Raw genomic sequence first — 22,256 nt, 5'->3', positions numbered from 1 at the left:
CGGCCTTCGCCGGGGATCAGCTCCTTGTCCCACCACCGTCATCCCGGCGAAAGCGGGGGATCAGGCGATGGCGGGAATAGAGCCGCACGAGATCCCGGCTTTCGCCGGGATGACGGCCATTATTCCGCGGTCTTCTTTGCAGCCGGCTTCTTCGCCGCTGCCTTTTTCGGTGCCGCCGCCTTCTTGGCCGGAGCCTTTTTCGGCGCGGCCTTTTTCTTGCCCTTGCCCTTGGCTGGACCCGCCGCGGCGCGGGCATCGATCAGCTGGGCGGCTTCCTCGAGCGTCAGCTGGTCCTTGTCGATCGACTTGGGCAGCGTGGCATTGGTCTCGCCGTCGGTGACGTAGGCGCCGTAGCGGCCGTCCATCAGCTTGATCTCGGCCTCGGTACGCGGATGCTTGCCGAGCACCTTGAGCGGCTCGCGGCTCGCACCGCGTGCCGGCCGCCCGGCATTGTTCGCCGCTTCGGCCAGCTTGACCACCGCGGCGTTCATGCCGGTCTCGAACACTTCCATCGTGCCCTGCAGGCGGGCGTATTTCCCGTCATGCGCCAGATACGGCCCATAGCGGCCGATCGACGCGGTGATCGGCTTGCCCGTCTCCGGATGGTCGCCGATCACGCGCGGCAGCTTGAGCAGCTTCAGCGCCAGCTCCAGGTCGAGCTCGACGTCCTTGGGGATCGATGCGCGCGCCGCTTCCTTGCCTTCGCCCAGCTGGATGTACGGCCCGAACCGGCCGGACTTGCGCTCGACGTTCAGGCCCGTGTCCGGATCCTGGCCCAGCACTTCCGGCCCGCTGTCCTCGCCGCTCTCGCCGCCCGGCTGGGCAAAGCGCCGCGTGTATTTGCACTCGGGATAGTTGGAGCAGGCGATGAACGCGCCGAACTTGCCGCCGCGCAGCGCCAGTCGCCCATTGCCGCAGTTCGGGCACAGGCGCGGATCGCTGCCGTCCGCCTTTTCCGGGAACAGATAGGGCGCGAGGAATTCGTCCAGAGCAGCCGTGATGTCCGACGGCTTCTGCTCCATCACATCGGCCGTGCGCGGCTTGAAGTCCTTCCAGAACGCCTCAAGCACCGCCTGCCACTGGGCGCGGCCGCCCGACACGTCGTCCAGCTCCTCCTCCAGCTCGGCGGTGAAGTCATAGTTGACGTATTTCTGGAAGAAGCGCTCGAGGAACGCCGTCAGCAGCCGCCCGCTCTCCTCGGCGAAGAAGCGGTTCTTCTCGAGGCGGACATAGGCGCGATCCTTGAGCACCTGGATGACCGAGGCGTAGGTCGAAGGGCGGCCGATGCCGAGCTCTTCCATTCGCTTGACCAGCGACGCTTCGGAGAAGCGGGGCGGCGGCTGGGTGAAGTGCTGCTCGGCGTTGACCGCCTTCTTGGCTGGCGTCGCGCCTTCGCTCATCCGCGGCAGGCGGCGCGAATCCTCGTCGCCTTCGTCGTCACGGCCTTCCTCGTACAGCGCGAGATAGCCGGGGAAGATCACCACCTGGCCGGTGGCGCGCAGCCCGTGCTGGCTGGTCGCGTCCTCCAGGTCAATCGTCGTGCGCTCCATCCGGGCCGAGGCCATCTGGCTGGCGAGCGCGCGCTTCCAGATCAGGTCGTACAGCTTGGCATGGTCGCCCGAGCCCGTGCGGTCCTTGCTGAAATCGGTCGGCCGGATCGCTTCGTGCGCTTCCTGGGCGTTCTTCGCCTTGGCGGTGTAGATGCGCGGCTTGTCGGGCACATAGCTGCCGTCATAGCGCGCCGCCACGGCCTTGCGGGCGTCCTGGATCGCGCTCGGGTCCATCTGGACGCCGTCGGTACGCATATAGGTGATCGCGCCGTCCTCGTAGAGGCCCTGGGCGATCCGCATGGTGTGGCTGGCCGAGAAGCCCAGCTTGCGCGCGGCCTCCTGCTGCAGCGTCGACGTGGTGAACGGTGCGGCCGGGTTGCGCATCGCCGGCTTGGTCTCGACCGAGACCACGGTGAAGCGGCCTTCCTCGACGGCCTTCTTCGCCGCCTCGGCAGTCTTGCCGTCGCCGATCGAAAGCCGGTCGAGCTTGTCGCCCTTGTACTTGACCAGGCGGGCCTGGAACGGCGTGCCGTCCTGCTCCATGTCGGCGGTGACCGACCAATATTCCTGCGGCTTGAACCCTTCGATCTCGCGCTCGCGATCGACGATGATGCGCAGCGCCACCGACTGGACGCGGCCGGCCGACTTGGCGCCCGGCAGCTTGCGCCACAGCACCGGCGACAGGGTGAAGCCCACCAGATAATCCAGCGCGCGGCGGGCGCGATAGGCGTCGATCAGGTCGGTATCCAGCTCGCGCGGATGCGCCATCGCGGTCAGGATCGCCGGCTTGGTGATCGCGTTGAAGGTGACGCGCTCCACTTCCTTGGGCAGCGCCTTCTTGTTCCGGAGCACTTCCTGGACGTGCCAGCTGATCGCCTCGCCTTCGCGATCAGGGTCGGTCGCGAGGATCAGGCGATCGGCCTTCTTCGCCTCGTCGGCAATTGCCTTCAGCTGCTTCGACTTGTCGGCATAGGTCTCCCATTCCATCGAGAACCCCTCCTCGGGATCGACGGAGCCGTCGCGCGCGGGCAAGTCGCGGACATGGCCATAGGAGGCGAGGACGCGATAGTCCTTGCCGAGATATTTCTCGATGGTCTTCGCCTTGGCGGGCGATTCTACGATGACGAGCTGCATGGGGGGTAAGCGGTCCTCACGTGTACGCGTGTAAGGTGGGGAGCGGCGACGGGGGCCGTCAACCCGGTTGATCTGGAACTTGGTAACGCTTCGCGGGTATCACTTCGGCACGTCCAGGGGGAGCCAAAGATTGCTCGACGAGACTGTTTCGCCGCCGCCGCGCAGCGGGCATCGCGGCTGGTGGATATTCGGAAGCATCCTCGTGCTCCTGCTGGCCAGCGTCGGTGGCGGGTATCTCTGGCTGCGTGCCAGGCTCGAAGGGAAGGTAGAGCCGCCGCCGCGCGCTTCCGATCAGGTCGAGGTACCGAAGCAGGTCTCCGCGATCGATGTGCCGCTCGACGTCCATGTCTCGGTGATCAGCCGCGCGATCGAGCAGGCGGTGCCGCGCACGCTCTGGTCGATCAACCAGCAGATCGACAAATGCGTGCCCGCCCAGCGGGTCAAGCTGTTCAAGGCGAAGATCAAGGTCAGCCCCGATCTCGGCTGCACCGTGGTCGGCACCGTCACTCGCTCCGCGATCCGCCTGCGCGGCGAGGGCAAGGACATCGTCGCCGATGTGCCGATCCGCGCCAATATCGCCGCGCGCCATGTCGGCGGCTTCCTCAAGGGCGAGACCGCGACCGGATCGGCAATGGTCCGCGCGCGCATCCGCTTGTCTGTCACCGACAATTGGCAGCCGCGCGCCACCGTCCGCCTCGCCTATAGCTGGACCACCCCGCCCGGCATCGATTTCCTCGGGCGCCGCATCACCTTCACCGACAAGGCCGACGAGAAGCTCGGCCCCATTGTCCGCGATCTCGAGCGCAAGCTGCCGCAGGAGATCGCGAAGGTGAACATCCGCGCCCGCGTCGCCGATGCCTGGCGGCAGAGCTTCACCTCGCTCGAGCTGAACGAGCAGAACCCGCCCGTCTGGATGCGGATCACGCCGCAGAAGCTTAGCTATGGCGGGTACAGCCTTTCCGGCAATCGCCTGCGCCTCAGCCTCGGTTTGTCGGCGCTTACCGAGACATTTGTCGGCCCGCGCCCCGAGGATCCGAATCCCTCCCCCTTGCCCCCGCTTGGCCACGACGCCGCCGGATCGAAGCTCGAATTCTTCATTCCGGTGATCGCCGATTACGCCCAGCTCGAGCCCGTGCTGAAAAAGGCGCTGGCCAAGCGCGCCGTCCGCCCGTTCGAGCTGCCAGGCATCGGTCCGGTGGTGGCGCGGTTCGACAAGGTCACCGGCTATGGCACCACCGGCGGCCGCATCGCGGTCGGCCTGACCATCGCCGCGCGCCCACAGAACAGCACCACCGAGACGCACGGCCTGGTCTGGCTCACCGCGGTGCCGGTCAACACGCCGGGCTCGCAGCGTGTCCATTTCGAGCAGCTGGCGGTGAACGGCGATACCGACGGGATCGGCGGCGACCTGCTCGTCCGCCTTGTCCAGGCGCCGGCGGTGTCCGAGGTTCTGGCCGGCGAGCTCACCCAGAACTTCACCCGTGACTTCGAGAAGCTGCTCGGCAAGGTCCGCCGCGCGATCGTCCGCAAGCGCGCCGGCGACTTTCTGATTCGCGCCGACATCGCCGATGTCCGCACCGGCGCGATCAAGGCCAGCGGGCAGGGGCTCTACCTGCCCGTCTGGGCCTCTGGGACCGCGCGAGTGGAGTATGTCGGCCGTTAGGCCAGCATCTTCGCCCGAACCGCATCGATATCCGCCGCCGAGTGGCGCTCGGGCACCCGCTGGTCCTCGGGCCCACTGCCGCGATTGACCAGCCGCCCGCGCTGCACTGCCTCGCGTTCGCCCACTTCGGCGGCCCAGCGGTTGAAATGCGCATACTCGCCGATGTTGAGGAATTCGGCGGCACCCGCATAGGCATCGCCGCGCGCCACGCCGCCATACCAGGGCCAGATCGCGATGTCGGCGATCGTATATTCGTCGCCGACCATGAACTTGTTCTTCGCCAGGTGTGTGTCGAGCACGTGCAGCTGGCGCTTCACTTCCATCGCATAGCGATCGATCGCGTACTGGATCTTGAACGGCGCATAGGCGAAGAAATGGCCGAAGCCGCCGCCCAGGAACGGCGCCGAGCCCATCTGCCACATCAGCCAGCTCATCGTCGCCGCGCGCCTGGCCGGGTCGGTCGGCAGGAACGCACCGAACTTCTCGGCCAGATAGACCAGGATCGCGCCGCTCTCGAACACGCTGATCGACGGGTCCACCGAATGATCGACCATCGCGGGGATCTTCGAGTTCGGATTGATCCCGACAAACCCGCTGCCGAACTGGTCGCCCTCGCCGATATTGATCTTCCAGGCGTCATATTCGGCGCCCGCATGGCCGGCGGCGAGCAGCTCCTCGAGCATGATCGTCACCTTCTGGCCGTTGGGCGTGCCGAGCGAATAGAGCTGGATCGGATGTTCGCCGACCGGCAGCACCTTCTCATGGGTCGCGCCCGAGACCGGCCGGTTTATGCTGGCAAAGGCGCCGCCATTGCCGGCTTCCCAAACCCAGACCTTGGGCGGGACATAGCCGGCGGGCTGGTTGTTGGCGGGATCGGGTGCGTCGGCCATGTCGGGCTCCTTGGGGAGAGGTTGCCGCGGCGATGTAGGAACGGTCCCGAAACTTGCTAGGGCGAAATCAGCGCGGTTCCGACAGGGCGAGCATTACGAAGAACAAGGCGCCCACGGATGCGTTCAGGACCCATGCGAAAATGCCGGACCAGAACAGGATCGGCCGCTCCCGCCGGCCATAGCGCTGCCCACGGTTGTGAACTGCGCCGCGACGCAGGGAGACGATGGTCTCGCGTACGAAAAAGCCCGTGAACACGAGCAGCAAGGCGAAAGCCACATAGATCATGCGGAAATCAGGCTGACGCGCCCGCCGCCGTGCCGCTCCAGCCGCCCGCCCAGCTCCAGTTCGAGCAGGACGGTCTGCACCACCGCCGGGGCCAACCCCGATTGCCGGATCAGCTCGTCCACGCTCACCGCCACCGGCCCGAGCAGCCCTGCCACCACGCGCCGGTCCGCATCGCTTGCGTCCTCGGGCGGCGGACCCTGCCAGCCGCTGGCCGGAGCCCGCACCGCGCGCGGATCTATCGGGCGGACCATCTCGAGGATGTCGTCCACGCCCTGCACCAGAGTCGCGCCCTCGCGGATCAGCAGGTTGCAGCCTTGCGCCCGCGGGTCGAGCGGCGAGCCGGGGACGGCCATCACGTCGCGCCCCGCCTCGGCCGCGATCCGCGCGGTGATCAGCGAGCCCGATCGCGGTGCCGCCTCCACCACCACCGTGCCCAGCGCCAGCCCGGCGATGATCCGGTTGCGCGAGGGGAAGAAGCGGGCCAGCGGCTCGGTGCCCGGCGGCTGCTCGGCCAGCAGCAGCCCGTCGCGCGCCACCCGTTCCTGCAGCTCGGCATTTTCGGGCGGAAAGGCGATGTCGATCCCGCTGGCGATCACGCCGACGGTGCCACCGCCCAGCGATCCGATATGCGCGGCCGTGTCGATCCCGCGCGCCAGCCCGGAGACCACCGTCACCCCTGCCTCGGCCAGTCCCAGCGCGATCTGCCGGGCGAAGCGGCAGGCGGCGGCGGAGGCATTGCGCGCACCGACGATCGCCACCGCCGGCCGATCGAGCAGCGCCAGCCGCCCGCGCAGGATCAGCGCCGGCGGGGCGCTGTCGAGCTCGGCGAGCAGCGGTGGATAGTCGTCCTCGCCCAGGAACAGGTAGCGGGCGCAGAGCTTCTCGACCGTCGCGATCTCGCGCCGCACCGCGCCCGCATCGGCGATCACCGGCGCGCGCCCACCGCCCCGGGCGGCAAGCGTCGGCAAGGCATCGAGCGCCGCCTCGGCATTGCCGAAGCGGGCGATCAGCTGGCGATAGGTAACCGGGCCGATATTGGCGGAGCGCAGCAGCCTGAGCTGTGCCTCGCGCCTGTCAGGCACTTTTCTTGCTGCCGCCGACGCGCGGTTCGGTGCCGTTGAGCAGCCGGTCGATATTGGCGCGGTGCTTCCACAGCACGATCATTGCCAGCGCGAGCAGCATCAGCACCAGGTCGATCCGCCCGAAGAACGCCGCGCTCACCGGCGCGCTGATCGCCGCGCTCATGCCGGCGAGCGAGGAGATGCGCAGCGCCGCCAGCAGCCCGAGCCACACCGCCGCGAAGACGATGCCCGAGGGCCAGTGGAGCGCGAGCACGACGCCCATCATCGTCGCCACGCCCTTGCCGCCGTTGAACTTGAGCCAGACGGGGTAGCAATGGCCGATGAACGCGGCCAGGCCGCCCAGCACGCCGCCACCGGGGATCAGCGCGCCTGCGATCAGCACCGCCGCCGCGCCCTTGGCCAGGTCGAGCAGCAGCGTCGCCGCCGCCAGTCCCTTGCGGCCGGTACGCAGCACATTGGTCGCGCCGATATTGCCCGAGCCGATCTGGCGCAGGTCGCCCGCGCCGAAGAAGCGCGTCAGCAACAGGCCGAATGGAATCGAGCCGAGCAGATAACCGAGCAGCAATACGCCGGCCGGGCCGATGGCAGTTTCGAAGGTCAAGAAATCCGCTCCCCCAATCCGGTGCCAACATAGTGGCTGGCCACGGCCGCGCAATGTGGATGGGGTACCAATCGCTCCGACTTGGGCGAAACTCGACTTTGCCCTAGCGTGGCGCGACGAAGTGCGTGGGTGCTGCGGGTGTCGGGGAGCGTTTGGTGCTGGATGAGCGAATGCAGGCGGCGATCAGCCGGCTGACCGAAAACGAAAAGGAATGCCTGCGCCGCCGCCTGCTTCCCCAGACCGCCAAGGAAATGGCGATCGAGCTCGGCGTCTCGCCGCACGCGGTGGAGAAGCGGCTCAAGATGGCCCGCACCAAGCTCGGCCTCTCCTCCTCGCTCCAGGCGGCGCGGCTGCTCGTCCAGGCAGAGTCGCAGTCCGGGTCCCAGGCGCTGGTACCCCATGCGCCGGACCTCGCCGCGCCGTCCCGGCCGCTGCATGCCGGTCCCGTCTCCGGCGGAAGGCGCCGGTGGTGGATTGGAGGAATTGCAATGAGCATCACGATCGCGGCGGCCGCGCTGGCCCTCACGTTGCCCGGCGCCCCGGCACCGCAGCAGAGCGCGCAGGCGCCCCAGCAGAAGATGAAGATGTATGACGGGCCGTTCGTGCCGGCCACGCCGGAGCAGGCCACGGCCTATCTCGCGCAGAGCTTCGCGACGATGGACAAGGACAAGTCGGGCTATCTCGAGGCAAACGAAGCGCCGCGCGCTTCGGTCAGCGTCAACAACGGCCCGCGCAAGGATGTCGGGGCGGAGCAGGGCGGCCGGATGTTCCTCGCCCGCTTCGACACCAATGGCGACGGCAAGGTGAGCAAGGACGAATATATCGCCACGCGCCGCCCGATGGTCCTCGCCATGGGCATCCCGGCCAACTGGAAGCCGCGCAACTGATTTGAGCCCGTCGACCGCGGTAGTGCTGCAATCCTCCCCCTCCGGGGGAGGATTGAGTTGCCTCAAGGCCAGGCGCCACGCGCAGCGTCTGGGGAATCGAGGCCAGATGAGATCCCCCTCGGGGGTGTTTCCGAAACTCGGGGCGGTTGACGCTCACCGGCTGCGGAGCCATGCCCCGCGGCGATGATCGACAATCGCCCCATCTTGTTCTTCGATTCCGGCATGGGCGGGCTTTCGGTGCTGGCGCCCACCGCCGCGCTGCTGCCGCACGCGCCGCTGGTCTATGTCGCGGATTCGGCGGGCTTCCCTTATGGCACCCGCAGCGAAGGCGAGATCGCCGCACGCGTGCCGGCGCTGCTCGGGCGACTGGCGGAGCGCTATGATCCGCGCCTGATCGTCATCGCCTGCAACACCGCTTCGACGATCGCGCTCCAGCATGTCCGCGCCGCGCTCGACGTGCCGATCGTCGGCACCGTCCCCGCGATCAAGCCCGCCGCCGAAATCAGCCAGAGCCGCGTGATCGGTGTGCTCGGCACCGAGGCGACCGTCCGTCAGCCCTATGTCGACGATCTCGCCGCGCGCTTCGCCGGCGATTCCACCGTGCTGCGCCACGGCTCGGCCGAACTGGTCGAGATTGCCGAGGCAGCGCTGGAAGGGGTGGCGCCGGTGCCCGAGCGGATGCGCGCGGTGCTGGACGGGCTGTTCGACCAACCGGAGGGCGACCGCATCGACGTGATCGTCAACGCCTGCACCCATTTCCCGCTGGTCGAGGCCGAACTCGCCGCCGCTGCGCCGCATCCGGTCCGGTTCGTCGATGGCGGTCCCGGCATCGCTCGCCGCGTCGCCTATCTTACGGAAGGGCAGGAATGGCCGGCCGCGCCGATTCCAGGCAAGGCGGTCTTCACTGCCCGCAGTGTTCGCACCGAAGCGCTCGCCCCCGCGCTGGCGCGCTACGGGCTGGGCGTGGTCGAGTCGCTATAGGCTGGGCCGCACACCCATCACACCGTCATCCCCGCGAAGGCGGGGATCCAGGGTAGTTCGGGCGAAGGAAGCAATCGGACCTGTGCTGAACGGATACACTAAAGCGTGCCGCGCACCATTTGCTTGCGACTCTGGATCCCCGCCTTCGCGGGGATGACGGAATAGGATAAGGGACACATCCGGGCCGGCGCTAGCTGCCAGGCCTCCGGGAATCCGCCCTCAGGCCTGCTGCGCCACCGGCACCGTCGCGACCATGTCGCGCAGCCGCGCCGAATAGCGTTCAGCCATTTCCTGGTGCACGCGCCGCGCCGTGGTGTCGTCGGCGCGCGCCGCATGCTCGCGCTCCTCGCGCTCGCGTTTCCGGTAATATTCTATGTCTCTCGCGCTCATTGCGGATGCTCCATACGCAAGCGGGAGCCCTAGTCTCTCAGCCGCGGGCTATGCTTGGGTGCCGACTCGCCCGCGATGGGATCAATGTACCACAGCGGGATCGACTTCCGAACCAACGCATATCAATTCCGTCCAAACCGGATTTTGCTTTGGATCAAAGGCGCTAAATTCCGGTCCGATTAGGCATTATGTCCAACTGGAAATCGCCGGACTTTGGCGGTAGGAACACGTTATGCACAGCGCAGACAGCACAGCGCCCGTCGACTATTCCCGGGTTTTCACGTCCGCGATCGACCGGCTGCATGCCGAGGGCCGCTACCGCGTCTTCATCGATATTTTGCGCAACAAGGGCATGTTCCCCAATGCGCGCTGCTTCGCCGGCCATAACGGCCCGAAGCCGATCACCGTCTGGTGCTCGAACGACTATCTGGCGATGGGCCAGCACCCGAAGGTGATCGCGGCGATGGAGGAAGCCCTCCACGACGTCGGCGCGGGCTCGGGCGGCACGCGCAACATCGGCGGCAACACGCACTACCATGTCGATCTCGAGCATGAGCTCGCCGATCTCCACGGCAAGCAGAACGCGCTGCTCTTCACCTCGGGCTATGTTTCGAACGAAGCGACGCTCTCCACGCTCGCCAAGGTACTGCCGGGCTGCATCGTCTATTCGGACGAGCTCAACCACGCCTCGATGATCGCCGGCATCCGCAATTCGGGCTGTGAGAAGCGCGTCTTCCGCCACAATGACCTGGCGCATCTCGAGGAACTGCTCGCGGCGGACGATCCGGGCGTCCCCAAGCTGATCGCCTTCGAGTCGGTCTATTCGATGGACGCCGATATCGCCCCGATCGCCGAGATCTGCGACCTGGCCGACAAGTACAATGCGCTGACCTATCTCGACGAGGTCCATGCCGTCGGCATGTACGGCGCGCGCGGGGGCGGCATCTCGGACCGGGAAGGCCTGGCTGATCGGCTGACGATCATCGAGGGCACGCTCGGCAAGGCGTTCGGCGTGATGGGCGGCTATATCGCGGCCGACCAGATGATCATCGACGTGATCCGCAGCTATGCGCCGGGCTTCATCTTCACCACTTCGCTGTCGCCGGTGCTCGTCGCCGGCGCGCTGGCCAGCGTGCGCCACCTCAAGGGCTCGTCGGAAGAGCGCGACGGCCAGCAGGCCGCGGCCGCCAAGCTGAAGGCGATGATGGCCGAGGCCGGGCTGCCGGTGATGCCATCGACCACGCACATCGTGCCGCTGATGGTCGGTGATCCGGTCAAGGCCAAGAAGATCAGCGACATCCTGCTCGCCGAATATGGCGTCTACGTCCAGCCGATCAATTACCCGACGGTCCCGCGCGGCACCGAGCGCCTGCGTTTCACGCCCGGCCCCGCGCATGACGAGAGCATGATGCGCGAGCTGGTCGATGCGCTGGTCGAGATCTGGGGCCGCATGGAACTCCGCCGCGCGGCGTGATTTCCTTCCTGTTCCCCGGCGAAAGCCGGGGCCCAGGGTTTCTCATCCGACTTGCTTGCGGTCCTGGGCCCCGGCTTTCGCCGGGGAGCGAGGTTGTTCACGCTTCCGAGCTTTGCTCTTCCTCCACCCGTGCCGCCGGCAGGAAGCGGCTGTTGCGGAGCAGTAGCGCCGATACCAGCGACACGATCACGCCCACCGGGAAGATCTCGGTGAAGGTCATCGGCAGCCGGAAGAACGGGTTGTGATAGGCGGTGCGGAAGCCTTCCATCTCCGCCTGCGCCTTGGCCAGTTCTGCGCCGCTCTTGCCCTCGAGCATCGCCCCGGCGAACTTGTCGATGAACGCGTCGATGCCGATCGTGGCGAGCGCCAGGTCCCAGCAGATCGCATAGACGATGCCCGCGACCAGGCTGATCGCCAGCCCCATGCCGAGCGCGGGCAGGAAGCGGATCACGCCGCCGCCCGCCACGTCGCGCTGGCGCTTGATTGCCAGGAAGATGGTGCTCAGGCCGATCAGCATGATCAGGTAGCCGATCGCCATGCCGTACTGGCCGGTGGCGCCTTCGAAGTTGAGCACGACGACGGACAGCACGCCCCCGGCGATCAGCCCGCCGATCACGCCATAGATCAGGATGGTGCGCAGCATTTCGTTTCTCCCCTCGGGTATCAGGTTGCGCCCCGATCAGCCGCACCGCAAGCCGGGCGGGCAATCCCCCGAAAGGATGATTTGCGTGAAACCGGCATGCTCCCCTCCCTGGAAGGGAGGGGCTGGGGGTGGGTGGATGACCGCGATACTGCGCCCGCATCCCTGTCGCCTCGGTAAGCCTGGACGCGACCCGCCCCTGACCCCTCCCTTCCAGGGAGGGGGCTTTACCGAACGATTCCCAGTTCGCGCGCCCGTGCCACGGCGTCCCCCCGCCGCTTCGCGCCCAGCTTCTCGAGCAGCCGCGCGACATGCGTTTTCACCGTGTTGAGCGACACGCCCAGCGCGTCGGCGATTTCCTGGTTCGATCGCCCGGCGAGCAGTTCCTCGAGCACTTCCAGCTCGCGCGGCGAGAGCCCCAGCGCCGCCACCGCCTGCGGATTGCCGTCGAACCCGCGCGGGGCCGGCCGGGCGATCCCGCGCACGCCGAGCCAGACGCCCAGCGCCAGGAAGCCACCCGCGATCAGGAACACATAGACGTCGCCGATGTGCGAGCGCACCAGCCGCTGGTAGTCGAGCCATTGGAGCAGCAGCGTCCCCGCCGCGAGCAGCGCGCCGTACAGGACGATGCGCCGGGCCAAGCTCAGTCCCGCGTCAGCGTTGCGCTCCACACATAGCCGCGCAGGGTCGAGCGGAAGTCGAGCCGCAGCCCTTCCTCCTCGGCGATGCGCTTGAGCACCGCGGGCAGCGTGTCGCGCGGGTAGACGTGGAAGTCGTTGAGCGACTTGAAGTGCAGCCGCTTGGCGAACTTGGGCAGCTTCTCATACTGGCCGAAATCGACGATGTGCAGGCTGCCGCCCGGCGCCAGCGCCTTCGCGCCCAGCTCGATCGCTTCCACCCAGGGCGGGATCATCGAGAGCGTGTAGCTCATGAACACCCGGTCGAGCTTGTCGACCCCGAACAGCGCGTTCACGTCGAACGCGCCGGCATCGCCCTGCGCCAGCGTGATCTTGCCGCTGAGGCCGTTCTTCTCGACCGAAGCGCGCGCTGTCTCCAGCATCGCCTCGCTGATGTCGAAGCCATAGAAGCGCGCCTCGGGGAAGCGCTTCGCCGCCACGATCAGGTTGCGCGCCGTGCCGCAGCCGACCTCCAGCACCGTGCCGCCCTTGGGCGGGTTCAGCCCGCGGATCAGCGCGTCGCGCCCCAGCAGGTAGAACTTTCGCGTGAAGTCGTAGAAGTGGCGATGGAGCGCATAGGTCGCGTCCATCAGCCCCTTCTGGTCGGCGTCCCCCGTGGCGGCGCTCATGCGTGCGGCTTCAGCGTCCAGACGTGCGTCGCGCCATAGACCGACGAGCGGTCGCGGCGCGTCCAGTCGTCGAGCTTGGCCTGGTCCTCATATTCCCACTGGTTCATCAGCTCGTCGGGAATATGACCCTTCACCACATCGGGGATCGCCGCGGTGCGATAGAGCACGCGCGCGCCCGGCTTGGCGGTGCGGGTGATCTCGCCCCAGATGCGGGTCAGCTGCTCGTCCGTCATCCAGTCCTGCGCGTCGAGCAGGATATAGCGGTCGAGCGACTGGGCCGGCATCGTCTCGAGATAATCGGCATAGTTGGTGTGGCGGATCTCGACGCGGTTGGCGCGTTCGCGCACCACGTCCCAGTTCTTCGCCTCGAGGTACGGCGGCAGCGGCGCGTCCGGCCCTTCGCCATAGCCGCGGCCGAACGCCTGCCAGGCGTAGAAATTGTCCTTCAGGTCGAAGTCGCAGGCGAGCTTGCGCAGGCGGCTGCGCAGCGCCCCGGTGATCCCGGCCTGATCGTCGACCTTGAGCAGGTCATATTGCGCCGGCGGGATGCCGAAGCCGAACAGCGCGGCGGGCTGGTCGACCAGCCAGCGCAGGAACTTCTTCTCGAAGAACGGCGCGAAGCGCGTCTCGAAGATCTGGCGCTGCTCCTCGATGTTCTTCGCGGCGAGGATCTCGCGCGGATCGATGCCGTAGCGGTTCGCCAGCCAGTGGACGAAGCCGATCAGCCGGCCGAGCAGGCCGTATTTGTAGAAGCCGTGCTTGAACGCATCGATGCGGCGGGTGCCGTTCAGGCCGCGGCGCTCCCAATAGTCGCGATACGGCGCATCGAGGTGCGGCGCGATATGCTGGCGATAGGCCTCGACATTCTCGGCCTTGTTGGCCTGGCCGAAGAAGCGGTGGAACGCTGCGTAATCGGGCAGGTTCAGCGCCGCCTGCTTCTTGAGGTTGTTGAGCGCGATATGCGCCGGGTTCAGGTCCACCGCGGTGATCTTCGCCGGGTCTGCCGTCAGGTACGAGAAGACATTGCAGCCGCCCGAGGCGATGGTGACCATGTGATGATCCGGCTGGAGCTGCAGCGCTTCCATGTCGATCACCGGGTCTTCCCAGATCTGCGGGTAGACGAGCCCGCGGAACGCGAAGGTAAAGGCGCGCTCGAGCAGGCCTTCCTTGGTCATGTGCTCATGGCGATGCACGGCGCCGCGGACGGCGACATTCTTCGGCGTCTTGGTAATCGAACCCATCAGTAGCTCCTGGACGCCCCGCGGGCGAGCGGTGGTCCGCCACGCCCTATTACCCCTTTGTGACGAACCGGCGTCACTTTAGGGGCTCATGGCAGCACCCGCAACGTCCCTTGCGTCGCTACCCCCCGAGGCGCCCCTAGTGGCAGGAGCCCAGTAAAATCAATCCCGTGTCATGCTTCCGGCCATCGGCCAGTCGCTGTCGCCGACCCGCTTGAGCACCATCTTGAAGAAGGGCCGCCCCGGCTGCCCCTCGGCAACGAAATCGCCGGTCTCGGTCCAGGTCGTGCCGTCGAACACCGCAGTGTAGCGCACCCTGGCCTTGGGCCCGGCCGGTACTTCCCAGCTATAGCCCTTGCCGGTTTCGCTGACCGCGAGCGGAAAATTGCCCGAACGCCCGCCGGTATGGCTGTTCATCACATAGGCCTTGGTCTGCGGATCATAGGAGACCACGGCAAAGGCGTTGAACGGCACGCTGCCGTCCGGGTTGAACGACTTGCCCTCGATCACCGTGATCGTGCCGTCGAGCAGCGTGCCGACCCGCTCGGTATGGACGACCACATGCTCCGGCGCCCCCGGCATCTTCATCCGCGCCTCGCCGCGCCATTTGCCGTGCATCCAGTCGAGCCTGTGCGCGGCTTCCACCTGCGCGGCCATCGCGCTCTTGTCGGCGGCCTGGGCCTGCGCGGCGGCGGGCAGGGCAAGGGCGGCCAGAGCATAAACCCAAGCAGTTCCCCGGCGAAAGCCGGGGCCCAGGGTTTCTCTGCCGTGTCGCTTGTGACCCTGGGTCCCGGCTTTCGCCGGGGAACTCAAGTGAAGCCAGCTGCGCATTCCGATCTCCGTTGTAGTCCGGAACGTCGCATGGCAGCCTGTCCGCCATGCCCGCCGCCCGGTCGCTCCGCACTGGCCCCGCCGCCCGCACCGCCGGCAAGCGCGGTTTCGCGAAGCGTGTCCTCGGCTTCGCGAAACGCGCACTTCCCCAAAAGCCGGTGCCGGGCTTCCCGCTGCTCTGGATCGCCTGCCTCGCCGCGGCCGCGCTGATGACCGTCACCGGCGGCTTCGGCACCGCGCGACTGCCGCTCCACACCCGCGCCGCCTTCTGGCTGCTGCTGATGGGCTGGAACGCGCTCAAATGGCAGCTGCTCTTCGCCTGGGGCGTCCGCAAGCCGACCGACTGGCCGCGCATCTCGCTGCTCGGCACGATCCCGCTCAACCTGCCCTTGCCCTTCGAGATCTGGGCCTGTGGCCGGCTGGTCGGCGTCAGCATGCAGGCGATGCCGCTCGACGTGTGGGGCAGGGCGGCGGCGATCAGCGCGGTGATCTTCACCGTCTGCTCGGCGGTCGCCTGGATATTGCTCCGCCGGATGCGCCCGGTCCGCGCCGAGACCGGCCTGCTCGCCCGCGCCCGCATCGCCGCCTGCGATCTCGCCGCCATCGAGGCCGAAGACCATTATTGCCGCCTGCATCGCCGTGACGGCACCAGCGCGCTGCTCCACTACCGCTTCGGCGATGCGCTCGAGGAAGTCGCCGGCATCGACGGCCTCCAGGTCCATCGCGGCGCCTGGGTCGCGGCGGAAGCAGTCGAAAGCGCCGAGCGCGACGGCCGCAAATGGCGCCTGCTGCTCGCCGGCGGCGGCAGCGTGCCGGTCAGCGCCACCTATGCGGCGGACGCGCGGGCGCGGGGGTGGTTGCGGGCCCGGGGGTAGTTACGGGCGAAGTGTGGGCGCCGTTTGATCGTCCCGGGCGGTCAGTCCGCGCCGGCGCAGCCAGCCTTCTCCCCAGCCGCGAAGGTCCAGGAGGATCGGCTCCAGGGAGCGCCCCTCCTCGGTAATCAAATAGTCCACCCTTGGCGGCACGACGGCATAGACGGTCCTCTCCACCAGCCCATCCGCCTCCAGCTCCCGCAGCTGCTTGATCAGCAGCCGTGCGAACAGTCGCCCAGCTCGCGCTTGAGCGCGTTGAAGCGCATCGTCCCCTTCATCAGGTGGTACAGGATCATGCCTTTCCACTTCCCGCTGATCAGGTTCAGCGTGGCGTACATGGTGCAGCCGGGCACCTGATCATAATCGTGCAGCTTGGGCATGGCGAAGGCGGCCTTACAGTATACTTTTGAGCAGTATGTGCTTTCGATTGCCGTATTTTCAATTCAGCCGGCACTCTCAAATGGGCGTTCGAACGCGCCGTCCCGGTGCGTGATCTGGAGACGCCAATGCCCCGCATCGTACGCTTTCATGAATATGGCCCCGCAGATGTCCTGCGGATCGAAACGGTCGAGGTGACCGCGCCGGCGGCCGACGAGGTGCAGATCGCCGTGCGCGCGATCGGGCTCAACCGCGCCGAAGTGATGTTCCGCAACGGAGCCTATCTGCAGGAAGCGAATTTTCCTTCGCAGCTCGGCTATGAGGCTGCCGGTACGGTGAAGCGGGTCGGCGCGGACGTGACGGACTTCGCGGAAGGGGATGCGGTCAGCGTCATCCCCACGCTCGATATGTCGCGCTGGCCCACCTACGGCGAAGTCATCAACATTCCCGCCCGTCATGTCGTGAAGCATCCGGTTGGCCTGCCGTTCGAAAAGGCCGCTGCGGCGTGGATGCAGTATGTCACTGCCTGGGGCGCCCTCATCGACCAGGCAAGGCTCGCCGCGGGCGATTTCGTGATCGTCTCTGCCGCATCCAGCAGTGTCGGCATCGCGGCCTTCCAGGTCGCCCGGAGCGTCGGTGCGACGGTGATCGCAACCACCCGGACCGTCGCCAAGGTGCAGGCGCTGCGCGAGGCGGGCGCGCATCATGTGATCGCGACGGCCGAGGAAGACCTGGCCGTGCGCGTGCGGGAGATCACTGGCGGCAAGGGCGCGCGCGTCGTCTTCGATCCGATCGGAGGTCCGGCCATCGCGCAGCTCGCGGAATGTATGGCGGTTGGCGGCATCCTGCTGGAATATGGCGCGCTCAGTCCTGATGCGGGCCCGTTTCCCCAGTTCGCCGTACTCGGGAAGAGCCTGACGCTGAAGGGCTATCTCTATACCGAGATCGTCGGTGACGACGCGGCCCTGGCGCGCGCGAAGGCGTTCATCGTCGAAGGGCTGGAAACCGGCAGGCTCGATCCGCTGGTCTCGCGAACCTTCCCGTTCGATCGGATCCAGGATGCCACCCGTTTCCTCGAATCCAACGCGCAGATCGGCAAGATCGTCGTCACGCTGGATTGATGGGGCGTTGGCCCGGGTTCGGCGTCGGTGCGTCGAGCCCGGGCCACGAGATCAATCCCGGCAATAGCCTTCGCCGGTCTTCACCGTCAGGCAGTCCTTCTTGCCCGCCAGGTATTTGAGCCCGGTCGCGTCGCCGTCGCTCGGGTGCAGGGTGAAGTCGCCGTCCGGCCGCTCGAAGGAGATACCCTCGCTCGATCCCTTGCCGTCAAAGCTTCCCTTGTCGTCGAGCGTGTACTGCATCTCCAGCTTGTACATGCCCGGGTCCTTGGCCTTGGACACGACCAGATAGGTGCCTTCCACGCCCTTCCAGCGGCCGACCCAGTCGTCGCGGTCCACCGGCTTGGCGCTCACTTCGTTCTTCAGGCTGGAAGCGCCTTCGCTCACCGCATTGGCGAACGAATCGCCCACCGCCACCGCGGCATTGCCCGCGGTCTCGGTGGCATTGGCGGTCGCGTCCGCCGCCTTGTCGGCGGTGTTGCACGCGGCGAGCGCCAGCGCGGGCGCCAGGATCAGCAGCGCGCGCATCAGCGAGTCGCCTCGTCGATCGCATTGCCGACATGCTCGGCGCGGTTGCCGATGTCGCTCGCGGTGTTGTCGAACGCATCGCCGGCATCGTCCGCGGCATTGCTCAGCGTGTCGCCCATGTCGTTCACGCTGTTCTCCAGCGAGTCGCCGGTGCGGTCGAGCGAATTGCTCAAATTGCTCTCCGCGCTCGGCGAACAGGCGGCAACACCCAGGGCCAGTGCCGGAAGCAGGGCGAAAATCGTCTTGCGCATCTTTCTCTCCGAATAGTCGGTCTAGCCAGCACGGTCCTTGCGGCGTAGGGGAGCGCGCATGTCGCACCGCATCGCTATCGCTTCGGACCATGCCGCCTACGCCATGAAGGCAGAACTCGCCGAATGGTTGCGTAACGAAGGGCATGAAGTGCTCGATCTCGGGACCAACGGACCCGAGAGCGTCGATTATCCCGACTATGGCTATCGTCTCGCCAAGGCGATCGAGGATGGCCAGGCCGACAAGGGCGTTGCGCTCTGCGGCTCGGGCATCGGCATCTCGATCGCGGTGAACCGCAACCCGCATGCCCGCTGCGCGCTCGTCTCCGAGCCGCTTTCGGCCAGCCTTGCGCGCCAGCATAACGATGCCAATGTCGTGGCCCTCGGCGCCCGCCTTGTCGGCATCGAGATGGCCAAGGCCTGCATCACGACTTTCCTCGCAACCGAGTTTCTCGGCGACCGCCACCAGCGTCGGGTCGAAAAGCTCAGCCATCCTGAAGGGACCCATGCATGAGCACCAACCCCGTGAACCTTGGCGCGCAGCCTGATGGCTATTTCACCCGCTCGCTTGCCGAGGCGGATCCGGCGGTCTTCGCCGGCGTGCAGCACGAGCTGAAGCGCGAGCAGTATCAGATCGAGCTGATCGCCTCGGAGAACATCGTCTCCAAGGCGGTGCTCGAAGCCCAGGGCTCGGTCTTCACCAACAAGTACGCCGAGGGCTACCCGGGCAAGCGCTATTACCAGGGCTGCCACCCGTCGGACGAAGTCGAGCAGCTGGCGATCGATCGCGCCAAGCAGCTGTTCGGCTGCGAGTTCGCCAATGTGCAGCCGCATTCGGGCGCGCAGGCGAACGGCGCCGTCATGCTGGCGATGGTCAAGCCCGGCGACACGATCATGGGCCTCAGCCTCGATTCGGGCGGCCACCTCACCCACGGCGCCCGCGCCGCGATGTCGGGCAAGTGGTTCAATGCGGTCCAGTACGGCGTCACGCCCGACACCCACCTGATCGACTATGATCAGGTCGCCAAGCTCGCCCGCGAGACCCAGCCCAAGCTGATCATCACCGGCGGCTCGGCCTATCCGCGCCATATCGATTTCGCCAAGTTCCGCGCGATCGCGGACGAAGTCGGCGCGATCTTCATGGTCGACATGGCCCATTTCGCCGGCCTGGTCGCCGGCGGCGTCCACCCGACGCCGTTCGGCCACGCCCATGTCGTCACCACCACCACCCACAAGACGCTGCGCGGCCCGCGCGGTGGCGCGGTGTTCACCAATGACGAGGCGATCGCCAAGAAGATCAACTCGGCGGTGTTCCCGGGCCTGCAGGGCGGCCCGCTGATGCACGTCATCGCCGCCAAGGCGGTTGCGTTCGGCGAAGCGCTCCAGCCCGAGTTCAAGGGCTACGCGGCGGCGATCGTCGAGAATGCCAAGATCCTCGCGGCCACGCTCAAGGAGCGCGGCGCGGCGGTAGTCTCGGGCGGCACCGACACGCATCTCGCGCTGATCGACCTGACGCCGCTGGGCGTCACCGGCAAGGACGCCGACGAGGCGCTCGAGCGCGCGGCGATCACCTGCAACAAGAACGGTATCCCCAACGATCCGCTGCCGCCGGTCAAGACCAGCGGCATCCGCGTCGGCTCGCCGGCGGGCACCACCCGCGGCTTCGGCCCGGCGGAGTTCCGCGAGATCGGCAACATGGTTGCCGACGTGCTCGACGGCCTTAAGAAGAATGGCGAGCAGGGCGACGCCCAGGTCGAGCAGAATGTCCGCGAGCGTGTCCGCGCGCTGTGCGAGCGCTTCCCCATCTATCCGGAGCTCTAAGGATTGCGCTGCCCCTTCTGCGGACATGAAGACAGCCAGGTAAAGGACAGCCGCCCCACCGAAGACGGGGCGGCGATCCGTCGCCGGCGCCAGTGCGAGGCCTGCGCCGCGCGCTTCACCACGTTCGAGCGCATCCAGCTGCGCGAGCTGACCGTCCTCAAGTCCGAGGACAAGCGCGAGCCGTTCGATCGCGACAAGCTGGTCCGCTCGATCTCGGTCGCCACCCGCAAGCGCCCGGTCAACGGCGTGCAGATCGAGAAGCTGGTCTCGGGCATCCAGCGGCAGCTGGAGACGATGGGCGATACCGAAATCCCCTCGCAGAAGATCGGCGAGCTGGTGATGCAGGGCCTCAAGGGCCTCGATTCGGTCGCCTATATCCGCTTCGCCTCGGTCTATAAGGACTTCCGCGAGGCCAAGGATTTCGAGGAATTCGCCGGCAATGTCAGCGAGGTCGGCAAGCAGTGAGCCAGCCTCCGGTCATCGTCCTCGTCCGCCCGCAGCTCGGCGAGAATATCGGCAAGGCCGCGCGCGCGATGCTCAATTTCGGGCTGGTCGAGATGCGCCTCGTCGCGCCGCGCGACGGCTGGCCCAACCCCAGCGCCGGGCCTGCCGCCTCGGGTGCCGACATCGTGCTCGAGAAGGCGCAGGTCTATGAGACGGTCGCCGATGCGGTGGCCGACTGCGCGCATGTCTATGCCACCACGGTGCGCAAGCGCGGCGTCACCAAGCCGGTGATGACTCCCGAAGAGGCTTCGCGCGAGATCCACCGCGAGGAGGGGCGCTCGGCGATCCTGTTCGGCCCCGAGCGCTCGGGGCTGGAGACCGACGACGTCGCGGTGGCGCGCACGATCGTCACCGTGCCGATCAACCCCGAATTCGGTTCGCTCAACCTCGCCCAGGCGGTGATCCTGGTCGCGTACGAATGGTCCAAGGGCGAGAGCCTCGCCCAGCCGACCCAGGAGGATCTCGATCCTCCCGCGCCGCAGGACGAGCTCGACGGGATGATCGGCCAGCTCGACGCGATGCTCGACGAATCGGGCTATTATTTCCCGCCCGATCGCGTGCCCTCGACGAAGCGCACCTTGCGCACGGTGCTCACCAAGCCGGGCTGGTCGTCGCAGGAACTGCGCACCCTGCGCGGCGTGCTTTCCGCCCTCGAAGGCAAGAAACGCCACCGTTCCGGCTGATACACAACTGCAACACACTTCTTCTTTTCGCATATGCGAAAGCGCGTTATGTTGCACGAATCTTTCGTAGCGGGAGGGGGTTCCGGTACGTTTCGTGTCACATCGGTCCGGTTCTGGTTGCTTGTGGGGCCTGGCAACTGGAAACGGCCGGCACGGGCGGGAACGCCTTCCCCCTCGCAGTGGAGAAGCTGGATGAAGTTCGCAGTTGTGTTCGCGTGTGTTGTCTTCGCCGTTCCCGCCCTCGCCCAGCAGGCGACGCCGGCCCCGGCGGCGTCCGATGCCAAGCCCGAGAAGAAGATCTGCCGCCTGGTCGACACCACCGGCTCGATCATGGGCAAGCGCGAGTGCCACACCAAGGAAGAGTGGCGCCAGATCAGCGCCGCCAACGCCGAGAACGCCGAGCGCACGCTCGGGAATCGCCCGCGCGCGGGTGCCGGCGCCGGGGGCAATTGATCCGCGGCGATCGATCGGCATTCCAGAGGGGGAATCCATGAAGTTGATCATGCTATGCGCGCTCGCCGTCGTCGCGGCGCCCGCCATCGCCCAAGACGCGCCCGCGGCCGAGGGCAAGTCGGACAAGAAGATCTGCCGCATGGTCGCACAGACCGGCTCGATCCTGCTGCGCAAGAAATACTGCCTGACCCGCGAGGAATGGGCCAAGCTCAGCGCCGCCACCTCCGATCGCGCCAATCGCGCGATGGATCAGCGCGGGATGGGCGGCAACGGCAGCTTCAACAAGGAATAGGCCGTCTCAGCGCTGGTCGAACGCCTCGAACTCATAGGCGATCGAGGCTTCGACCAGCGTTTCCCACATCGCGCCGATCGCCGCGTCGGGAATGCCCGCCGCGCGGGCGTGGGCGCGGACATTGTCGATGACCTGGGCCTTGCGCGCCTCGTCGCGGACATGGCCGCGCTCGGGCTTGATGCGGGCGGCGGCGTCCATATAGCCGAAGCGGCGCTTGAGCAGCGCCACCAGCGCCGCGTCCACCGCGTCGACGCCGGCACGGACTTCGATCATCGTCGTGCAGGCTTCGGGGTCGAGTATCTCTTGCATGGCCGCTCCTTGGCCGGGCGGGGCGTCGCTGTCCAGCGGCCGCGCGCAACTTGACTCCGCTGCCCCCCGCCGCTAACGGCGCCCCTTCGCAATGGCC

At 67.1% G+C, this 22,256-nt stretch carries 26 protein-coding genes and 1 pseudogene; 12 read left to right on the top strand and 15 right to left on the bottom strand.

Annotated elements, in window-relative coordinates; genetic code table 11:
• Positions 1 to 119: 119 nt before the first annotated feature.
• The gene (gene topA / locus AC1RJ5_RS10835) at positions 120 to 2,684 is read right to left on the bottom strand and encodes a type I DNA topoisomerase (protein WP_342251534.1); all 2,565 of its coding nucleotides are present in this window, start codon (positions 2,682 to 2,684) and stop codon (positions 120 to 122) included.
• A 130-nt stretch (positions 2,685 to 2,814) separates the two neighbouring features.
• On the opposite strand from topA, the gene AC1RJ5_RS10830 reads away from it, so the two are divergent.
• Positions 2,815 to 4,347, top strand: coding sequence for a DUF4403 family protein (locus AC1RJ5_RS10830; protein ID WP_493113269.1), 1,533 nt, complete (start codon positions 2,815 to 2,817; stop codon positions 4,345 to 4,347).
• Here the strand turns inward: AC1RJ5_RS10830 and yghU are convergent.
• From yghU to plsY, 4 genes are all read right to left on the bottom strand, one after another.
• The gene (gene yghU, locus AC1RJ5_RS10825) at positions 4,344 to 5,237 is read right to left on the bottom strand and encodes a glutathione-dependent disulfide-bond oxidoreductase (RefSeq protein WP_493113267.1); all 894 of its coding nucleotides are present in this window, start codon (positions 5,235 to 5,237) and stop codon (positions 4,344 to 4,346) included. The genes AC1RJ5_RS10830 and yghU overlap by 4 nt on opposite strands.
• Before the next feature lie 67 nt (positions 5,238 to 5,304).
• The gene (locus AC1RJ5_RS10820) at positions 5,305 to 5,523 is read right to left on the bottom strand and encodes a hypothetical protein (protein ID WP_493113265.1); all 219 of its coding nucleotides are present in this window, start codon (positions 5,521 to 5,523) and stop codon (positions 5,305 to 5,307) included.
• On the bottom strand, positions 5,520 to 6,605 hold the full coding sequence (gene dprA / locus AC1RJ5_RS10815) for a DNA-processing protein DprA (protein ID WP_493113263.1): 1,086 nt from the start codon (positions 6,603 to 6,605) through the stop codon (positions 5,520 to 5,522). Before dprA ends, AC1RJ5_RS10820 begins: the two co-directional genes overlap by 4 nt.
• The gene (plsY, locus tag AC1RJ5_RS10810) at positions 6,598 to 7,206 is read right to left on the bottom strand and encodes a glycerol-3-phosphate 1-O-acyltransferase PlsY (protein WP_269573884.1); all 609 of its coding nucleotides are present in this window, start codon (positions 7,204 to 7,206) and stop codon (positions 6,598 to 6,600) included. Before plsY ends, dprA begins: the two co-directional genes overlap by 8 nt.
• Positions 7,207 to 7,361: 155 nt before the next feature.
• Between plsY and AC1RJ5_RS10805 the strand changes: the two genes are divergently transcribed.
• Positions 7,362 to 8,093: an EF-hand domain-containing protein gene (locus tag AC1RJ5_RS10805; RefSeq protein WP_342251540.1), complete on the top strand. Its 732-nt coding sequence runs from the start codon at positions 7,362 to 7,364 to the stop codon at positions 8,091 to 8,093.
• Between the two features lie 183 nt (positions 8,094 to 8,276).
• Complete coding sequence (gene murI, locus AC1RJ5_RS10800; protein WP_493113260.1) at positions 8,277 to 9,074, top strand: glutamate racemase; 798 nt, start codon at positions 8,277 to 8,279, stop codon at positions 9,072 to 9,074.
• A 219-nt stretch (positions 9,075 to 9,293) separates the two neighbouring features.
• On the opposite strand, the gene AC1RJ5_RS10795 is transcribed toward murI, so the two are convergent.
• Positions 9,294 to 9,464, bottom strand: a complete 171-nt coding sequence (locus tag AC1RJ5_RS10795; protein ID WP_269573887.1) for a hypothetical protein — start codon at positions 9,462 to 9,464, stop codon at positions 9,294 to 9,296.
• Between the two features lie 232 nt (positions 9,465 to 9,696).
• Between AC1RJ5_RS10795 and hemA the strand changes: the two genes are divergently transcribed.
• Entirely contained in the window at positions 9,697 to 10,938 is a 1,242-nt protein-coding gene (gene hemA / locus AC1RJ5_RS10790; protein ID WP_269573888.1) for a 5-aminolevulinate synthase, read from the top strand.
• A 97-nt stretch (positions 10,939 to 11,035) separates the two neighbouring features.
• On the opposite strand, the gene AC1RJ5_RS10785 is transcribed toward hemA, so the two are convergent.
• The 5 genes from AC1RJ5_RS10785 to AC1RJ5_RS10765 all read right to left on the bottom strand — a co-directional run bounded on the left by AC1RJ5_RS10785 (position 11,036) and on the right by AC1RJ5_RS10765 (position 14,779).
• Complete coding sequence (locus tag AC1RJ5_RS10785) at positions 11,036 to 11,581, bottom strand: DUF4199 domain-containing protein (RefSeq protein WP_269573889.1); 546 nt, start codon at positions 11,579 to 11,581, stop codon at positions 11,036 to 11,038.
• 224 nt (positions 11,582 to 11,805) lie between these two features.
• Positions 11,806 to 12,219 (bottom strand): response regulator transcription factor, encoded by a 414-nt coding sequence (locus AC1RJ5_RS10780; RefSeq protein WP_269573890.1) that lies wholly within the window; start codon positions 12,217 to 12,219, stop codon positions 11,806 to 11,808.
• Positions 12,220 to 12,221: 2 nt separating this feature from the next.
• A complete protein-coding gene (locus tag AC1RJ5_RS10775; RefSeq protein WP_493113257.1) occupies positions 12,222 to 12,884 on the bottom strand; it encodes a class I SAM-dependent methyltransferase in 663 nt (220 codons plus the stop codon).
• A complete protein-coding gene (locus AC1RJ5_RS10770) occupies positions 12,881 to 14,125 on the bottom strand; it encodes a BtaA family protein (RefSeq protein ID WP_493113255.1) in 1,245 nt (414 codons plus the stop codon). Before AC1RJ5_RS10770 ends, AC1RJ5_RS10775 begins: the two co-directional genes overlap by 4 nt.
• A 159-nt stretch (positions 14,126 to 14,284) precedes the next feature.
• Complete coding sequence (locus tag AC1RJ5_RS10765; RefSeq protein ID WP_269573893.1) at positions 14,285 to 14,779, bottom strand: DUF1579 family protein; 495 nt, start codon at positions 14,777 to 14,779, stop codon at positions 14,285 to 14,287.
• A 221-nt stretch (positions 14,780 to 15,000) separates the two neighbouring features.
• On the opposite strand from AC1RJ5_RS10765, the gene AC1RJ5_RS10760 reads away from it, so the two are divergent.
• The gene (locus AC1RJ5_RS10760) at positions 15,001 to 15,828 is read left to right on the top strand and encodes a LytTR family DNA-binding domain-containing protein (RefSeq protein WP_493113253.1); all 828 of its coding nucleotides are present in this window, start codon (positions 15,001 to 15,003) and stop codon (positions 15,826 to 15,828) included.
• Here AC1RJ5_RS10760 and AC1RJ5_RS10755 read toward each other — a convergent pair.
• A pseudogene (locus AC1RJ5_RS10755) lies at positions 15,829 to 16,091 on the bottom strand (winged helix-turn-helix transcriptional regulator).
• Between the two features lie 240 nt (positions 16,092 to 16,331).
• On the opposite strand from AC1RJ5_RS10755, the gene AC1RJ5_RS10750 reads away from it, so the two are divergent.
• A complete protein-coding gene (locus AC1RJ5_RS10750; protein WP_493113251.1) occupies positions 16,332 to 17,324 on the top strand; it encodes a zinc-dependent alcohol dehydrogenase family protein in 993 nt (330 codons plus the stop codon).
• A 51-nt stretch (positions 17,325 to 17,375) separates the two neighbouring features.
• On the opposite strand, the gene AC1RJ5_RS10745 is transcribed toward AC1RJ5_RS10750, so the two are convergent.
• Both AC1RJ5_RS10745 and AC1RJ5_RS10740 read right to left on the bottom strand, forming a co-directional pair.
• Positions 17,376 to 17,849 carry a hypothetical protein gene (locus tag AC1RJ5_RS10745; RefSeq protein WP_269573897.1) on the bottom strand — a complete coding sequence of 158 codons (474 nt, stop codon included), beginning with the start codon at positions 17,847 to 17,849 and terminating at the stop codon, positions 17,376 to 17,378.
• Positions 17,849 to 18,100: a hypothetical protein gene (locus AC1RJ5_RS10740; RefSeq protein ID WP_269573898.1), complete on the bottom strand. Its 252-nt coding sequence runs from the start codon at positions 18,098 to 18,100 to the stop codon at positions 17,849 to 17,851. The genes AC1RJ5_RS10745 and AC1RJ5_RS10740 overlap by 1 nt, the downstream gene beginning before the upstream one ends.
• Positions 18,101 to 18,158: 58 nt before the next feature.
• Here AC1RJ5_RS10740 and rpiB point away from each other — a divergent pair, with 58 nt between their 5' ends.
• The 6 genes from rpiB to AC1RJ5_RS10710 all read left to right on the top strand — a co-directional run bounded on the left by rpiB (position 18,159) and on the right by AC1RJ5_RS10710 (position 21,850).
• On the top strand, positions 18,159 to 18,611 hold the full coding sequence (rpiB, locus tag AC1RJ5_RS10735; protein WP_269573899.1) for a ribose 5-phosphate isomerase B: 453 nt from the start codon (positions 18,159 to 18,161) through the stop codon (positions 18,609 to 18,611).
• Positions 18,608 to 19,918, top strand: coding sequence for a serine hydroxymethyltransferase (glyA, locus tag AC1RJ5_RS10730; protein WP_184161281.1), 1,311 nt, complete (start codon positions 18,608 to 18,610; stop codon positions 19,916 to 19,918). Before rpiB ends, glyA begins: the two co-directional genes overlap by 4 nt.
• A gap of 3 nt (positions 19,919 to 19,921) precedes the next feature.
• Positions 19,922 to 20,383 carry a transcriptional regulator NrdR gene (gene nrdR / locus AC1RJ5_RS10725; protein WP_269573900.1) on the top strand — a complete coding sequence of 154 codons (462 nt, stop codon included), beginning with the start codon at positions 19,922 to 19,924 and terminating at the stop codon, positions 20,381 to 20,383.
• Positions 20,380 to 21,105, top strand: a complete 726-nt coding sequence (locus AC1RJ5_RS10720) for an RNA methyltransferase (protein WP_342251528.1) — start codon at positions 20,380 to 20,382, stop codon at positions 21,103 to 21,105. The genes nrdR and AC1RJ5_RS10720 overlap by 4 nt, the downstream gene beginning before the upstream one ends.
• Positions 21,106 to 21,297: 192 nt before the next feature.
• Positions 21,298 to 21,558 (top strand): hypothetical protein, encoded by a 261-nt coding sequence (locus AC1RJ5_RS10715; RefSeq protein WP_493113247.1) that lies wholly within the window; start codon positions 21,298 to 21,300, stop codon positions 21,556 to 21,558.
• 37 nt (positions 21,559 to 21,595) lie between these two features.
• Positions 21,596 to 21,850: a hypothetical protein gene (locus tag AC1RJ5_RS10710; protein ID WP_269573902.1), complete on the top strand. Its 255-nt coding sequence runs from the start codon at positions 21,596 to 21,598 to the stop codon at positions 21,848 to 21,850.
• Positions 21,851 to 21,856: 6 nt separating this feature from the next.
• Here the strand turns inward: AC1RJ5_RS10710 and AC1RJ5_RS10705 are convergent, their stop codons facing one another.
• Positions 21,857 to 22,159: a chorismate mutase gene (locus AC1RJ5_RS10705; protein ID WP_269573903.1), complete on the bottom strand. Its 303-nt coding sequence runs from the start codon at positions 22,157 to 22,159 to the stop codon at positions 21,857 to 21,859.
• Between the last annotated feature and the right edge of the window lie 97 nt (positions 22,160 to 22,256).

It is taken from the genome of Sphingomonas sp. GW822-FHT03G08, from assembly GCF_058801135.1.
The sequence above is the reverse complement of the archived record's forward strand: the minus strand, read 5'-3'. Positions and strand labels throughout refer to the sequence as shown.

Excerpts from the sequence above, each read along its gene's own strand:
- murI (WP_493113260.1), top strand. The coding sequence starts at position 8,277 with ATGATCGACAATCGCCCCATCTTGTTCTTCGATTCCGGCATGGGCGGG.
- AC1RJ5_RS10760 (WP_493113253.1), top strand. The coding sequence starts at position 15,001 with ATGCCCGCCGCCCGGTCGCTCCGCACTGGCCCCGCCGCCCGCACCGCC.
- rpiB (WP_269573899.1), top strand. The coding sequence starts at position 18,159 with ATGTCGCACCGCATCGCTATCGCTTCGGACCATGCCGCCTACGCCATG.
- AC1RJ5_RS10745 (WP_269573897.1), bottom strand. The coding sequence starts at position 17,849 with ATGCGCGCGCTGCTGATCCTGGCGCCCGCGCTGGCGCTCGCCGCGTGC.
- glyA (WP_184161281.1), top strand. The coding sequence starts at position 18,608 with ATGAGCACCAACCCCGTGAACCTTGGCGCGCAGCCTGATGGCTATTTC.
- AC1RJ5_RS10775 (WP_493113257.1), bottom strand. The coding sequence starts at position 12,884 with ATGAGCGCCGCCACGGGGGACGCCGACCAGAAGGGGCTGATGGACGCG.
- AC1RJ5_RS10770 (WP_493113255.1), bottom strand. The coding sequence starts at position 14,125 with ATGGGTTCGATTACCAAGACGCCGAAGAATGTCGCCGTCCGCGGCGCC.
- AC1RJ5_RS10715 (WP_493113247.1), top strand. The coding sequence starts at position 21,298 with ATGAAGTTCGCAGTTGTGTTCGCGTGTGTTGTCTTCGCCGTTCCCGCC.
- AC1RJ5_RS10820 (WP_493113265.1), bottom strand. The coding sequence starts at position 5,523 with ATGATCTATGTGGCTTTCGCCTTGCTGCTCGTGTTCACGGGCTTTTTC.
- AC1RJ5_RS10710 (WP_269573902.1), top strand. The coding sequence starts at position 21,596 with ATGAAGTTGATCATGCTATGCGCGCTCGCCGTCGTCGCGGCGCCCGCC.
- hemA (WP_269573888.1), top strand. The coding sequence starts at position 9,697 with ATGCACAGCGCAGACAGCACAGCGCCCGTCGACTATTCCCGGGTTTTC.
- topA (WP_342251534.1), bottom strand. The coding sequence starts at position 2,684 with ATGCAGCTCGTCATCGTAGAATCGCCCGCCAAGGCGAAGACCATCGAG.
- AC1RJ5_RS10705 (WP_269573903.1), bottom strand. The coding sequence starts at position 22,159 with ATGCAAGAGATACTCGACCCCGAAGCCTGCACGACGATGATCGAAGTC.
- AC1RJ5_RS10765 (WP_269573893.1), bottom strand. The coding sequence starts at position 14,779 with ATGGCCGCGCAGGTGGAAGCCGCGCACAGGCTCGACTGGATGCACGGC.
- AC1RJ5_RS10740 (WP_269573898.1), bottom strand. The coding sequence starts at position 18,100 with ATGCGCAAGACGATTTTCGCCCTGCTTCCGGCACTGGCCCTGGGTGTT.
- yghU (WP_493113267.1), bottom strand. The coding sequence starts at position 5,237 with ATGGCCGACGCACCCGATCCCGCCAACAACCAGCCCGCCGGCTATGTC.
- AC1RJ5_RS10795 (WP_269573887.1), bottom strand. The coding sequence starts at position 9,464 with ATGAGCGCGAGAGACATAGAATATTACCGGAAACGCGAGCGCGAGGAG.
- AC1RJ5_RS10750 (WP_493113251.1), top strand. The coding sequence starts at position 16,332 with ATGCCCCGCATCGTACGCTTTCATGAATATGGCCCCGCAGATGTCCTG.
- AC1RJ5_RS10785 (WP_269573889.1), bottom strand. The coding sequence starts at position 11,581 with ATGCTGCGCACCATCCTGATCTATGGCGTGATCGGCGGGCTGATCGCC.